The sequence below is a fragment of the Pelagicoccus enzymogenes genome (genome assembly GCF_014803405.1).
GTDB classification, from domain to species: Bacteria; Verrucomicrobiota; Verrucomicrobiia; order Opitutales; family Opitutaceae; genus Pelagicoccus; species Pelagicoccus enzymogenes.
Genome location: NZ_JACYFG010000006.1, coordinates 23,469 through 37,300, shown reverse-complemented (window position 1 = coordinate 37,300; position 13,832 = coordinate 23,469). Strand labels below are relative to the sequence as shown.

General features: G+C 56.6%; 7 protein-coding genes. 4 read left to right on the top strand and 3 right to left on the bottom strand.

Translation table 11 applies throughout. The features are described from left to right. The first annotated feature begins 5 nt into the window (after positions 1 to 5). Positions 6 to 1,478 carry a sigma-54-dependent transcriptional regulator gene (locus tag IEN85_RS02755; protein ID WP_191615541.1) on the top strand — a complete coding sequence of 491 codons (1,473 nt, stop codon included), beginning with the start codon at positions 6 to 8 and terminating at the stop codon, positions 1,476 to 1,478. A 14-nt stretch (positions 1,479 to 1,492) separates the two neighbouring features. Here the strand turns inward: IEN85_RS02755 and IEN85_RS02750 are convergent, their stop codons facing one another. The 3 genes from IEN85_RS02750 to IEN85_RS02740 are packed head-to-tail and all read right to left on the bottom strand — an operon-like array spanning position 1,493 to position 9,977. Next, entirely contained in the window at positions 1,493 to 2,059 is a 567-nt protein-coding gene (locus tag IEN85_RS02750) for a hypothetical protein (RefSeq protein WP_191615540.1), read from the bottom strand. 38 nt (positions 2,060 to 2,097) lie between these two features. Beyond that, positions 2,098 to 3,495, bottom strand: a complete 1,398-nt coding sequence (locus tag IEN85_RS02745; RefSeq protein ID WP_191615539.1) for a DUF1501 domain-containing protein — start codon at positions 3,493 to 3,495, stop codon at positions 2,098 to 2,100. A gap of 59 nt (positions 3,496 to 3,554) precedes the next feature. Then, on the bottom strand, positions 3,555 to 9,977 hold the full coding sequence (locus IEN85_RS02740; RefSeq protein ID WP_191615538.1) for a DUF1800 family protein: 6,423 nt from the start codon (positions 9,975 to 9,977) through the stop codon (positions 3,555 to 3,557). A gap of 586 nt (positions 9,978 to 10,563) precedes the next feature. Between IEN85_RS02740 and IEN85_RS02735 the strand changes: the two genes are divergently transcribed. From IEN85_RS02735 to IEN85_RS02725, 3 genes are all read left to right on the top strand, one after another. Next, complete coding sequence (locus IEN85_RS02735) at positions 10,564 to 11,349, top strand: hypothetical protein (RefSeq protein WP_191615537.1); 786 nt, start codon at positions 10,564 to 10,566, stop codon at positions 11,347 to 11,349. 173 nt (positions 11,350 to 11,522) lie between these two features. Then, positions 11,523 to 12,956: a sensor histidine kinase gene (locus IEN85_RS02730; RefSeq protein WP_191615536.1), complete on the top strand. Its 1,434-nt coding sequence runs from the start codon at positions 11,523 to 11,525 to the stop codon at positions 12,954 to 12,956. A gap of 325 nt (positions 12,957 to 13,281) precedes the next feature. After that, complete coding sequence (locus IEN85_RS02725) at positions 13,282 to 13,749, top strand: aminoacyl-tRNA deacylase (protein ID WP_191615535.1); 468 nt, start codon at positions 13,282 to 13,284, stop codon at positions 13,747 to 13,749. Positions 13,750 to 13,832 lie beyond the last annotated feature (83 nt).

Sequence of the window (13,832 nt, the reverse complement as noted above, 5' to 3'; positions counted from 1 at the left end):
AAAGCGTGAAATGCGATCGTGAGGTTGGGCTTGATTCTTTGGGCAAGTCGGGACTTGTTGGATACATGAGCGCATTGCTGGGTGGACGTGAAATCTTGATTGTTGAAGATGAAGTTTTGCTGAGAAAGCGCTTGGCGGCCTACTTGGAGAGTCAGGGCGCGGCCTGTACTGCGGTGGGAACCTTGGCGGAGGGACGCAATGCGCTGGAGAACCTGCCTTTGGACTATGTCTTGGCGGACGTGAATTTGCCGGATGGTTTGGGTTTGGACTTGATAGAGGTGGCTCAAGATCAGGGTGAGATCCCGATCGTCATCATGACGGCTGATGGCGGCGTGGCGGCCGCCGTAGATGCTATCCGTCGCGGGGCCAGCGACTATTTGGCGAAGCCCTTTGATCCGCAGGAGATCCCGCTGGTTTTGGGGAGAGCCCAAAGCGGGCGGCGCGAGTCTCGCTTGAAGCGCCATCGCAACCAAAGCGGTCGCGGGGAGACTGCGGACGAGGGCTTGTTTTTTGGCGATTCCTTGGAAGTCTTTCGCGGGCAATTGAGCAAGGTGATCGAAGCGGACCGGAGGTTGAGCGACAAGCTTCCGCCGGTATTGATTGAAGGCGAAACGGGGACTGGAAAGTCGAGCGTAGCGCGTTGGTTGCATGCGAATGGTTCGCGCAGCGACAAGGAGCTGGTGGTTGTGAATTGCGCGGCCTTGCCGGAGCAGTTGGCAGAGTCGGAGTTGTTTGGTCATGAAAAGGGAGCGTTCACGGACGCGAAGCAGGCCCGCATTGGCTTGTTCGAAGCAGCGGATGGGGGAACGCTTTTTCTCGACGAGATCGCGAGTTTGAGTCCGAGCCTGCAGGCCAAGGTGCTGACCGCCATCGAAGAAGGCCGGATCCGCAGGGTGGGCAGCAGCAAGCAAGTCGACATCAACCTGCGTTTGATCGCGGCCTCGAATCGGTCGTTAAAAGACCTGTCTGCCCGAGGCGAGTTTCGCGAGGACCTTTACCACCGGCTGAATTTGTTGAGCTTCACGATCCCTCCGCTCCGGGAGCGAGGAGAGGATGCTCTGCGTATGGCGGAGCACCTCTTGAAGGGGCTTGCGCGCAAATATGGATACAAGAAGGCGGCTTTTTCGGAACGCTGCCGCAGGTGGATTTGCAATTACGAATGGCCTGGCAACGTGCGTGAGCTCGAGCACGAAATCGAACGAGCCTTAGTGCTTGGAGATGCGGAGAGCTTGGAATTTCTGGGGATGCCTAACGCTGTCGAAACTGCGGAAAGTCCGAATGTGCCGCTTGGCGCTGCGGGAGATTGGCTCAATCCGGCCTGGTCTCTGCCGGAGCAAGGCTTCTCTTTGGAAGCGGCAATCGATCGATTGATCGACCTCGCCATCGACGAGTGCGGGGGAAACGTATCCAAGGCAGCCCGCCGCATTGGCGTCGCTAGAGATTACATCCGCTATAGGAAGACGAAAAAGGGTAAGTGATCTCCGGGAGCGGCTTAGGTCGCTGGTGCGTCTTGGGATTCGGATACGATATCGTCGCCGCTCCAGTGGATTTGGTCGGGGCCTGCGGAGCGCACTTCGATGCGGTGCCGGCTCAGGGCGTGAAAGAAGAAGGGCGTTCCCCAGCGGTCCACGATTTCTCCCTCGTCGTTTAGGTTGGGATCGTCAGCTGGCAGGTATTCGATCGCTCGGGGATTTTTCCCTCTTAGGAACGCTACGATCTCCTGATGGTCGCCGCTGGGGAGCTCGTGAAAGACGGTGCGCACTTGGCCGAAAAGGTGTTCGATGATGCGGATGTCCGTCTGCGGCTCGTGACTCGGGTCGTTCAGTTGAGCCAATGCGTTGATTCGAACGGCAGGGGGCTTGGTTTGAACGGGAACGGAAGGATCCGGAGCTTGGGGCTTGGGGATGGATCGAATGCGCTCGATCTCTTGGGCGCTCTTTGAGGGATTTTTGGAGAACGGTTCTATTTCTTCGGGCCGGTGACTTAATTTTGTCCCGAGGTAGATGCCGAAAGCGAGGAGGCTGCTTCCGATGATGGCGTAGTTGAATTTTGGATGCATCTTAGAGTTTTCGTGGCAAGCGTGCTCCTGCGTTCTCTTTAGCTCATAAAGCCTAGGTTCGAGGTGGCGAAGTTTGAGATGTTGGGGAAAACAGTTGGGAGTTCGGAATCTGGGATGCCGAACCAGCGAGCCAAGGTGGCTCCGTATTGGTCGACGGAGGTCGTGGGCAGCCAACGTCCTCGGCCGGTGTCGTGAGCGCTTCCGAAATTGATGTCCGGGAAATCGCCGTAGATTCGCTGTCCGTTGACGGCTCCTCCCATCACGATGTGGTGCCCGCCCCAGCCGTGGTCCGAGCCACGCCCGTTGGTGTCGAAGGTGCGACCGAAGTCGGAGGCGGTAAAGGAAGTGACGCAGTCTTGGGCCTGGATGGAACCGAGGGCTTCGTGGAAGCCTTTGATCGCGGCGTCGAGGCCGCCCAGAAGACCGGCGTGGGAGTCAAGCTGCGGGCCGTGGGTATCGAATCCGCCGGTGGCTACGAAGAACACCTGTCGCCGCTGCCCGAGCTCTTGGCGTGACTGGATCATCTTGGCGACCATGCGGAGCTGGCGTCCAAGGCTAGTGTCCGGGAGCATTTCGAATTCGTCGGCCGCAGCGATGGCGGCGTTGAAGGTATCCGCATTCTTGATCGCGGAATTGGAGATATCGGCGAACGCTTGCTCCATGAGGTTGGCGTAGTCCTTGTCTAGCAATTGCCGGAATCCTTCGGCCCGAGTGGTGGCGTGACTGTCCCAGCCGTTGAGGATGTCGTAGGTGGATGAACCGTTTGAGTTGGTACGAAAGGGAAGGAGGGTACGTCCGACCTGGAAGAAATTCGATCCGGAAAGGGAAACGAGCATCGAGATGCTGGAGTTGTTGTGGGTGGAGTGGATCAAGTCGGCAATGCGTCCGCCCCAACCAGTGGGATCTACGGAAGCGTTCTCGTTGACGGAAGTTTGCCAGAGAACTTGCTGGTCGCTGTGGGAGAAAAGGTGGTCGGGAATCGCTGCGGTACGATTCCGGTAGTCGGAGAGGGTTGCGGGAGCGAGGAGAGTACCGACGTTGGCGACGAGGGCTAGGTCGCCGCTGTTGAACAACTCATGACAGCCTGTCATTGAGGGATGGATACCGAAGGAGCGTCCGTCCGAGTTGAGGGAATTGAGAGCGAGGAGCTGGTCGCGAGGGATAGCGAGCTGCTCGCGTCCTGCGGCGTAGGTGGCGTATGTGGCTGCGTCGCTGGGGATTAGGAGGTTGTTTGAATCGTTCCCGCCGTAGAGAAAAATGCAAACGATCGCCTTGTAGTCGTCGTCGCTGCCAGAGGTGGTGTTGGCTGCAGCCGCGTTGAGTTGGCGAAGATTGAAGAGGGTTGAAAACAAGCTGGACGTACCGACCGCTGCGCAGGCGGAGAGGCGAAGGAAGCTGCGGCGATTGACAGTTTTGAGATCGATATCTGAATTCATGGAGATTGCTCTGAAGTTGGATTATGAGTAAGGCGGCTGATTCCTAGCCGTGTGCGGTCCTATTTTTGGATGGAGAACTCGGGACTGGTGATGAGGAGCTTTAGTGCTGTGCGCGCTCGCTCCTCCGGCTGGTCGATTTCGTCTAGCACCCGCTTCACTATGTTTCGGGTTTCCGTTGAGAGGCCGCCGGACATGAGCAGTACGTTTAGTTCGTCCAGAATAGCGTTCGAGTCGGCTGCGATACGGTTGAGTTCTGACAGGTTTGGTCGGATCGAGGTGGAGTAGCGCCACCAGATCGGCACGTCTGAGCCGATGGTTTCGTGCAAGAAATTAGCGGTGTCCACAGTCGTGATCTCGGTGGTCGTCTCGAATTCTGGCGCCACGAGACCGCGGTCCATCAATGGTCCAGGAGGAGCATAGTTTGGTAAGAAAAAGTTGAATACGCTTGGAGCTTGCAGGGGGGATTGGGCGAATGCGTCGGTCGTGTTGCTGACGGGATAGCGTCCAAAAACGGGTGGGTTGCTTGAGGACTCGGCCTCGAAGCTGCGCAGCAGGTGAGTGAGCCGTAGGATGGGTTCGCGAAGTTTTCCGAACCGACCGCGACCGTATGTTTCCGGATCGCGGGCCTCGGGGTCCAGAAGGATAGCCTTCACGACAGCGGCGAGGTTGCCCCGGACCCCGTTGCCGTCGTTGTCGTATGTTTTAGCGACGCGGTAGATGTATCCGGGACTTGGATTCGAAGTCGTGAGACGTTGTATCAATCGATACCCGATGAAGGGGCCGACGTTTGGATGGTCAGCGAAATGCTTGACGGAGCGTTTCAGGTCTTCGGTGGGGGAGAGGCCTTGCGGAAGCGTGTAGCCTCCTGTGAGCGTCTTCTTTCCAAAGTCATGGTGTTCGTCGAAGGGAACCATTGGCGAGAAGTAGTCGGTACCTCCGTAAGGCGTGTAGTTGAAATTCTCGGAGCCGGCATAGGTCCACCCTGTGAAAGCTCGCGCCAGTTCTATGATTAGCTCGTTGTCGTAAGTTGGAATTTCGTGTCCATTGACGTCGCAGAGGGGCGTACCATCGGGATTCAGCATAATGAGGCCGATAGAGAACAGTTGCATGATTTCGCGTGCGTAGTTTTCGTCTGGAGACGCCTTGTCGCTACGCAATAGGGTGAGATATTCGCCCATCAGGGGATTGACTGTGACCTCTTGCAGGATCTGCTCGTAGCTGCCTAGGCCGTTTCGGACGAGAATATCGTAGTAGTTGGCAGTTGCCAGGCCGAGTCGTCCGAAGGTGTTTTTGTCGGACAGGACAAGGATTTCGCTAAGAGCGAAGGCCACTCGTTGTCGGAGTTGGTCGGGTGCGGTGATGGCAGTGGTCCACCAAGTGACGAGACGCTCGTCGGAGTAGGCGCGAAAGTCCAGTTCATCGAGTGCCGGGCGCAATGCCAGCATCTGCTCCATGTGGAGGGTCGGCGGCAAAGCCATTTGCTCGTCGATCCATGCTTCGTATCCAATTTCTTGTACGCGTACGATATCCTGTTTGGTGGGGCCGAAGGTTGCTTGGGCGAGGAAGCGTGACGCTTCAGAGGCGGAGATTTGTCCGGGCACTGGCTCCTCCCATTCAACCATCAAGGGCGGACGACACGAGGGGTCCGGGTAGTTGGCTGGATGACTTTGGGCAGGTACGACGTTTACGGTCCGTACTACAGTTTCGGCGAAGCCAGTGCTCGGGTTGACTACTTGGTAGCGTACCGAATAGGTGCCTGCTACCTCAGTGTTGACGTGGTTGGTCACTACAACTTGGTCGTCAATGTTTTGGCCAGCGCTGTTGGTGGCTATGAATCCAGGATCAACGAAGGTCTCTCCTACCTCGAGAGTGACGCTAGGCGTACCTAGAACTTTGATCTCTGGAGTGTCGATTACGGAGTCCTTATCAAGGGGCGACAGGTACGCTCCTTGAATGATGGACATTTCACTCGCATCTGGACGGAGCCATGCGACTGCGAAGTGGTCGCGCCATGAGTGTTCCTTGTGGCGGATCTCGAGGTAATATTTCTGTCCTGCTCGAAGCTCTATCTCAACCGATGTCTGGTATTCTGGATACTTGTCCCATTCGTTTTGATTCGTTGCGGCTGGGGTGAAGCAGATGAGCGCTTTATTATCGGGGCTCGAGTCTACGCTGAGCCACAACTCTACCCAATCGTCTCCTGTGACGCTGAAACGGTATTTGCCGCTTTCGGGCGGGTGTATGAATCCTGTTACCAAGGTTCCATACTGGTCTCCATCGCTGTTGCTTTGGGTGTCCAATCGCGAAAGGGGTACTTGGCTGTCTGGAGCGTTCGGGAACTTTTGGTTGGCGACGAGATTGACGACCCGATCGCCAGATATCTCGAGAAACTTCGATCGGGTGGCCGCTCCTGTGGACGATGACAGGGCCTCCTCGACGACGACTTTCATCTCGTCGTAGACTTCCTCGCTACCGTCCGAGGCGTAGAGGCGAAGAGTGTATTCACCCGGCTCCGACACGTGGGCGTTGGTTTCGAGGTCGATCGTTGAGCTCAGGGTGAGTTGTCCTGGGCCTGAGGTCTGCACCCAGCGGGTTTTGAGCGACTCTGGACCGTAGGCCAGATCGATGGCCCGACCGCTCAGGTCGAATGTATTTTGAGGCCAGCGTTGGATGATGTCTTCTGGGGCGAAAACGATGAGGTTTTTAGAAGCGGGCTCCGCTTCCACTGCAGGAGCTAGGTAGTGGCCGGAGATTACTTCAATTTCGCTAGAGCCCGGCTTTCTCCAAGCAAGTACGGCGTGATCTCCCCCGTTTTTCTCGCGGTGTAGCAATTCGATCGGGTAAGCATGCCCGGCATTTAGTCGAATCATTGCTGATGATTGGTCCTCGCGGCGATCCCAGCGGAGGTACTCAGAGTAGCCTTGGCTATCGATGATTTCTTTTAGGCCTTCAAAAGACTGGCTGTCTGTGTTTATGGATACTCGAGCGTAGTCATCTGCGGAAATGTAGAATTGGTAGTCTCCAGTTGTTGGAGGAATCAGGTAGCCGCGAACGCGGGTACCGTAGTAGTCCGCCCAGTGACGGGGAAGATCGAAGGAGTCGATCGTATCCACAATGTCAGGGCTTCTGGGGAAGCGTTCGTTATTCAAGAGGTCTTCCAAGCGGTAGCCAGGAAGATCTAGCCATACCTCGCGGGTGATGGATCCCACTGAATCGCTGAAAGCGGGAGCTACGATAACTGTCAAAGTATCAGTCGCGAAGTGTTCGCCGTCGGATGCGGTGAGGCTTATTGGGTAGGTTCCAGGGCCGGGAAGGCTTGCTTGCGTGGAGACCGCCGCCGGGCGATTGAAGGATACGTCAGGGTGCGAGGCGGACCATTGGTATTCAAGGCTCTCCGGGCCGTCCTGTTGGTCGTACACGCGAGCAAAGAGATCTACGGTATCGAGCGGCCACCGAATATTTTGGTCAGCTCCGGCCAAGACGAGAATTTCTTGAGGAGCGCTCGGCGCGGGATAGACCGGCGAAAGGTATCCGGCAGAAATCACTTCGCGGGGATTCAGTCCGGGGCCGCTCCAAGCGACAGCTAGGTTGTCCGATCGGCTGCCTTCCTTGTGCAAGATTTCGAGGAAGTATCGTTTGCCCGCCTGCAATGGAACTGCAGCCGATTGCTGGCCTTGGTAGCGATCCCAATCGCGCGGTCCCACTGCGCGTTCCATGGACGCGATGAGAACGCTGTTCTCTGGAGCTTCGTCCGGTGACAGATAGAGTTCAGCTGCATCATTGCCAGCGAGCCAGAACTGAAAGTTCCCTGTGGCGGGTGGATGGACGTACCCGATGATGTGCGTTCCGTAGTTGTCGGTCCAATTGCTCGGAGTCTCCAGGCTTGGGATTAGGTCGTCGAAAGTGGGAGAGCGGAGAAGCGGGTCGATCGAGAGCAAGCTTTCGATGGGCGAACCCTCCACGTTTAGCCAGACCGCGCGATTCGCTCCGCCAGTATCAGGGGATAGCGGAGGTAGTATGCGAATGGATACGTCATCGTAGTGACTCTTGCCTGAGCTTTCCAAGCTCAGTCGGAAGGTGTAAGTTCCTTCGCCCGGGACGGATGCTCTTGCAGAGAGCGAAAATGGATCATCTATACGAACACCTTCCGCTTTGCCCAGGTGGGACCAAGCGACTTTACGAAAGTTGTCTTCCTGTCCGACTTCGAGAATTTCTCCCGTCAGGTCGAAGGCTCGGGTGGGAGCGTAGTAGTGGCGGTCCGGGCCGGCAAATGCGTACTCTGGCAGGTTGGAGTCGAGCGGGATCGCGTCAGGATTGCTGGGTTCCAAATTGCCGCCACCGATTGGGACTGGAGAACGTTCGTCACCAAAACTCCATGACACTTGGAAATGATCGTTCCCGTAGTACTGCTTGTGCAGCACTTCCATGAAGTATCGGGTTCCGGCGACGAGTTCGATCGGAGCGGAAATTTGCTCGGGATCGCGGAAGTCGCCTTTGGAGCGTCTTCCGGATCGTGCGATCTCTTGGAGTCCAGCTGGAGAGCTGTCGCTGGACAGATTCAAAACGGCGGCATCATCTGCTGTGATATAGAAAGTGTGCGGTCCGGTGCGAGTGGGGATCAAGTAACCCGAGGCGCGGGAGCCGTAGTTGTAGTCCCAGTTTTCGGGGCCGGAAAGGGAGCTGAGCTGGTCGACGATGTGTGGGTTTTCGGGGAAGTCGGGCAGGGAACTCAGGTCCTCGACGGACTCGCCCTTGATGCCAAGCCAAACTTCTCGTGTAAATCCGCCAGTGTCTGAACTGAGGCGAGGGTTTCTAGTTACCTCAACTGTATCCGATGCTTCAATACCGTTAGCTATAACGGATAGATCGAACAGGTACTCGCCTTCTTGGGGAAGCGTGACTGGAGTGGAAAGTTCAGTTGCGGATGAAATCGTTGCGGTCGCTGGACCTGAAATCTGGGTCCAAGCGACGGACTCTACTGTGTAGGATTCTTGGATCTTCAAGGTTTTGCCGGAGAGGGCGGTCGTATTGTCGGGACTGTAGAGAGTACGATTTGGACCTGCTTCCACGGCGAAAGTGGAGAACGTGTCGAAATCAGGCGCATGGTTGGCGGGAGTTTGAGCGACGAAAAATTCGCCGCCGATGGTTTTTATCGGTCCTCCCTCTATGCTCCATGCAGCGCCGTGGAAGTCGCTGCCGTAGCGGGCCGCGAAGAGCAGTTCGAGGTAGTAGTTTTTGCCTTTTTCCAGGAAAACGGGTTCGGAGATTTGCTCGGGAAATTTTGTCCAGTCTTTCTCTCCGGTGTTTTCTGGAGTGAAGGCGATGAGATCCTTGTTCTCGGGAGATTCGTCGCTACTGAGAAACAGGGCAGTGTCGTCGTCTCCCATGACGTAGAACGTGTAGTGGCCAGTGGCAGGAGGTGTAATGGTTCCGCGGGTACGCGCTCCGTACCTATCTGCCCAATTGCGGGGTCCCTCTAGCTTGTTTGTTTCGCGAAGAGTGTGAGGTCTGCTTGGAAAGTCCGGATGGGCGAGAAGGCCTTCGATCGTAGAGCCATCCACGCCCAGCCAGAGCTCTTGGATAAAGCGTCCCGTTCCTTCGACTAAGGGGCGGTGAGTCCTGACTGTTACTTCGTCGGTTTTTGTCTCGGATGGTGTGGAAATGGATACTTGGAACGTGCGATCTCCTGCAGACGAAGCGACGACGTTTGGCGTGAGCGTGTCGGCTCCCGTTATTTGGGCAGCGCTTCCCGAGGTTTGGTTCCACGCGATCGCGAGGGTTTCGTTGGATACGTTCCTTGCGAAGACGCTGGCGGAAAGCTGGTAGGAATTGGCGGGAAGGAAGATGTCTTGTTGAGCTCCCGCCTCCACGTAGAGATCGATTTCCGGATCGTAGGCGGGCGCGTTTTCAAATGGCGTGAGACGTTCCGTAGGAATGGGGCTTCGATCGAAGCTGCCGGCAAGATCCCAGTAAACGTTAACGAAATCGCTGCCTCCGCCTTCCTTGTGAAGGGCCTCCAAGTAGTAGCTTTGGCCAGCAACCAGCGTGATCGATGCAGATCGTTGTTCGGGGTACTTCTCCCACTCGCTAGAATTCGTATAGCCGGGGACGGAGGCGATGAGCCGAGCTGAGCTTGCAGAGCCGTCGTTGCCAAAGTACAGGACGCAATTGTCGTCGCCCTGTATCCAAAATGTGTATTCACCTGTTGCGACTGGGGTGAGGTAAGCCCTCATGCGAGTCCCGTAGTGGGAGCCGAAGTTCGCTGGAGCGGAAAAGCTGGCTTGAATGTCTCGCAGGGTAGGAGCCTGCGGATAGTTGGGCGAGTTGATGAGGTGTTCGATTCCTGAGCCTTCGAGGTTAGCCCAAACTTCGCGCAGCACCCCCTTCTCTTGGGCGAATGATTGGCTGGATATGTATCCGAATAGCAATGACGTGCAGGCGGAACGAATGATGCGGCTACTAAAAAGTCGGGTAACTCTCATAAGGGTTCGCGGTGTAAGTTGGTGGTTAGGTCTTTTTGTTGCGGTTCCACCTGCGATCGAGAGTTGGCGCTAGCGACGCAGGCGGGACCGAATCCGGCAATCGGTGAATTTTTAGCCGTCTCAACCCCCGCGACCGTGACTGAGTAATTTAAATTTAAACTCTGTAAGGGAGCTAGGCCTGATCGCCTACGGGCGATTGGTCGAGTCGAGGGAATTCCCATGTAGCAGCCTCTAGGTCCCCTGTGAGTAGGGATTTGCCGGCTGTTGATGGTATGCTTTGTCGGTGATTATTACCCGTCGGAAGCGCTCGGGCTTGCTTTTACGCTGGGAGCTATTTCCCAGTAGCCAGGGGCAAGGGGCTTCACTTCGCGCCGAGGGAGTTCGTAAGTCACAGATAGGCAAAGGCAAAAGGAGACAAGGTCGCTTTGGCGCATGCTATGCAGACTTGAGCTCGGTCGCATCGGTGACTTTGTTAGGAATAAAGGTAATGAAACGTGGTGGAAAAATATTAGCTTTGCTCGGCGCCGCTTTGCTTTCGCTCGTTGCAGTCTCGCAGGCGCAAACGAGCGGAGGAGAAGAGCGAGAAATGCCCAAGCACCGTTTTCAGCGGGACGAACACCTGATCGCGCAGTGGCTCAAGAATCCGGACGAAGCTCCTGAATCGATTCGTGAGCGAGTGCTGGCTTTGCGTCGCTCTCAGGCGGCGGTTCGAAACGCTTGGATCGAGCATTACCGGCCGGGAGATGATGCCACGGCAGAAGAGATTCGAGTGGCCCGAGAGGCATTCCAAAAGGAATACGCTGAAGAAATCAGAGCCTCGCGGGAATTGCGTTCTGCCTTGATTCGCGACCTTCGCTCGGGGGTGCGAGGCGCGATCGAAGACGCGGTCTGGGGAGAACAGGCGCGGGCCATCTACGCCGAGTACACGCAGTCTCAGGTCGCTCTGGGAGCCGCTTGGAAGGAAGCCCGCGCGGCTCTGGGGCAGAATCCAACGCGAGAGGAGTTGAAAGCCGCTCGCGAGCAGTTTAATCGCGCCAACGCGGACGTGATTGCCAAGCAGAAGCGACTCGCGAAGCAGGTAAGGGATTTGATGCGGGAAGGTCGCGACGATCGCATGGCTTCTCGCGACGAATTGCCGTTGGAGCTCGACGATCTCAGGAGCGACATGGCGTCTCTGCGGGATCAAGTGAGAGCTCGACAGCGCCAGGCCCGCGAGGAAATGCAGAACCTCAGCGCCGAAGAGCGTGAGGCCTACCGTCAAGCGTTGCTGGAAGAGTTGAGACAGTTGCACGACGAGATCAAGCAGCGCCGACGTCAGGTCATGGAGGACATGCGGGCCGGGCAGCCGGAGCCGCGTCGATCGAGGAATTAATGGGGTACGTTTTGCTTCAATCAGAAGCCGTCACACATAGGAGTGGGCGCGGTCGGAGTGGGTTCGGCCGCGTCCTTGCTTTGGGCTTGAGTCGAGGGGGCTCATGCCTGCTCGGGACGGGGCAATGCGGAGTCTTGATTTTAACGGCTGATGCCGTTGGACTTAGCTAGGTAATGCGCAGGAACGACGACGAGAGCTTAGGTGAATCTGGACGCCCCATGACTTTGGGTCTTGGTGTCTTGTTCGGGCTCCTCATCGTGTTTGCGACGGTGGTAACTTTGGTTACCTTTTCGGTGAGGGACGATATTCGATCCCAGCTGCGGGACGTTGACTCGCATGTATTGAATTTGTTGGTACGCAACGAAATTGCCCAAGTCGAAAGGGACGCGAACTTGGTTTTCGAGTTTGAGGCGATTGGGGAAATCGAACTGTGGGGAGCCTTGCTGGAAACGGCTTCCGTGGAGGGCGTTTTTGCGGTGCAGCTGTTTGATGCGAATGGCGAGCTTTCGCAGAGTTCCTCTGGCTCTTTGATTGAGCGTAACCTTCCTGAACAGGTTTTGGCGGAGCTCGCCGAGGGGGAATTGAGTTCCCAATTTTCTCCGGACGTTTGGTTGTCGGACTTTGTTGACGTAGATTTTGCGGCGGACCGTTTGGTGGCGGTATCCGACATCTATCTTCCGCTACGCAGTTCCGATGGAGCGGTATCCTTGGGCACGGCGCGCTACTTGATGGATGGAAGTTCGCTGGCACGACAGTTCGCGGTGCTGGACCAACGCCTGATGCGTCAGGCTGCGGTGGCCGTGGGCCTGGGCGGTCTGGCCATCTTCGTGTTGTTTTGGCTGGCTTGGCGAAGGTTGAGCGAGGCGAATGCTCGTGTGCTGCGGCATGCCGCTCGCTTGAAGCGGGCAAACGCGGAGCTGGCGATGCTCGCTCGTACGTCGGCAGTGGGGTCGGTTACGGCCCATTTGATTCACGGGATCAAGAACCCGTTGGCTGGCTTGCGACAGGTGGTGAGCGCTCGCAGGGCGGGCGATACCACGCTGGACGAAGAGGAGTGGAGGGGAGCGAGCGAGGCAGCGGAACGGATGCAGCGCATGGTCGAGGAAGTCGTTGCCGTGCTGCAGGACGCCAGCAGCGGTTTGTCCTACGAAACGCATGCTAGCGACCTGTTCGATGCCTTGGAATCGCGATTCGCGGCCAAGGCTGCGGCGAGATCGATCGCTTTTACCGTAACGGGCCCGGGCGATTTGGCTATGGATAATTCGGTCAGCAGCATCGTAAGCCTCGTGGTTTCGAATCTGGTGAAAAACGCGTTGGAAGCGACGCCCGATGGAGGCTGGGTGCTCGTGGAATTGGCGAGCGACGGAGAGAGTGCCAGCCTGATCGTAAGCGACTCCGGGAAGGGAGTTCAGCCTAGCTTGCGAGATCGTCTCTTCGCGCCCATGAACAGCGGAAAGAGTGGGGGCGCGGGAATCGGTTTGGCGATAAGTTCTCAACTGGCGAGACACATCGGGGGCAGTCTCAGGTATGTGGATACGGATTATAGTGGAGCGGTATTCGAACTCGCCTTTTGCCTAAGGGAAAAGCCTCTCGAAGAGGGCCTCTAGCTTGAGCTTCAGCTTCCGTGCAGCGGTTGGTGGGGGCGGGCTCGATACACCCTGAAGCTTTTTGCAGTAGCGAAGCTACTATGGTTGTGCGCCTTATGGAATTCATCGGAGGCTGCAAATTGTGCGGGCTCGACTTTTGCGTTTGAACTCCTAGAGTGGATACATTGCCGCCGACGGTCTGGCCCCCGGTCGAGACGCCGACGTTTTCCAAGCAACAATCGGACAACAGATACCCCGCACGTGCGCTCTTAAGGGCGTGGTTCTTGTCGCCGGCCATTCGCTGGAGGCGAGGGCCTTGAACTAGAAACTATAGGAGGTGAGCGTTATGCCTATCGCTCGAATAACCGAGTACTTGGATCTGCATCGGATCAAGTACCAGAGAATCAGTCATTCGCCTGCGTACACTGCCCAAGAGGTGGCGGCGCGAGCCCACGTCTCTGGGTGGGATTTGGCGAAGACTGTTGTAGTCAAGCTGGACGATGAGCTGGTGATGGCGGTCCTGCCGGCATCGGAGCAAATCGATCTGGGCTTTTTGGCTGAAATCGTTGGTTCCAAAAGGGTGAGCTTAGCCCATGAAGAAGACTTCGTGGATCGGTTTCCCGGTTGTGACTTAGGCGCGATCCCGCCTTTTGGAAATCTCTACGGACTGAAGGTCTACGTTGCTCCGGAGTTGGCGGAAGATGACTATATCTTCTTTTCTGCGGGCACGCACACGGAATTGATACGGATGGCTTACGATGATTTCGAATGGCTGGTTGAGCCAGAAATGTTGCCATTCGCTGTATTGAGCTAAACCAACCCCAAACGAGGGGGCGAATAGTCGCCTCCAATGCAAGAGAGGCTACGCCGTTTCGGCGTAGCCTCTTGTTTTGGGTT

Excerpts from the sequence above, each read along its gene's own strand:
- IEN85_RS02730 (WP_191615536.1), top strand. The coding sequence starts at position 11,523 with ATGCGCAGGAACGACGACGAGAGCTTAGGTGAATCTGGACGCCCCATG.
- IEN85_RS02735 (WP_191615537.1), top strand. The coding sequence starts at position 10,564 with ATGCCCAAGCACCGTTTTCAGCGGGACGAACACCTGATCGCGCAGTGG.
- IEN85_RS02740 (WP_191615538.1), bottom strand. The coding sequence starts at position 9,977 with ATGAGAGTTACCCGACTTTTTAGTAGCCGCATCATTCGTTCCGCCTGC.
- IEN85_RS02750 (WP_191615540.1), bottom strand. The coding sequence starts at position 2,059 with ATGCATCCAAAATTCAACTACGCCATCATCGGAAGCAGCCTCCTCGCT.
- IEN85_RS02725 (WP_191615535.1), top strand. The coding sequence starts at position 13,282 with ATGCCTATCGCTCGAATAACCGAGTACTTGGATCTGCATCGGATCAAG.
- IEN85_RS02745 (WP_191615539.1), bottom strand. The coding sequence starts at position 3,495 with ATGAATTCAGATATCGATCTCAAAACTGTCAATCGCCGCAGCTTCCTT.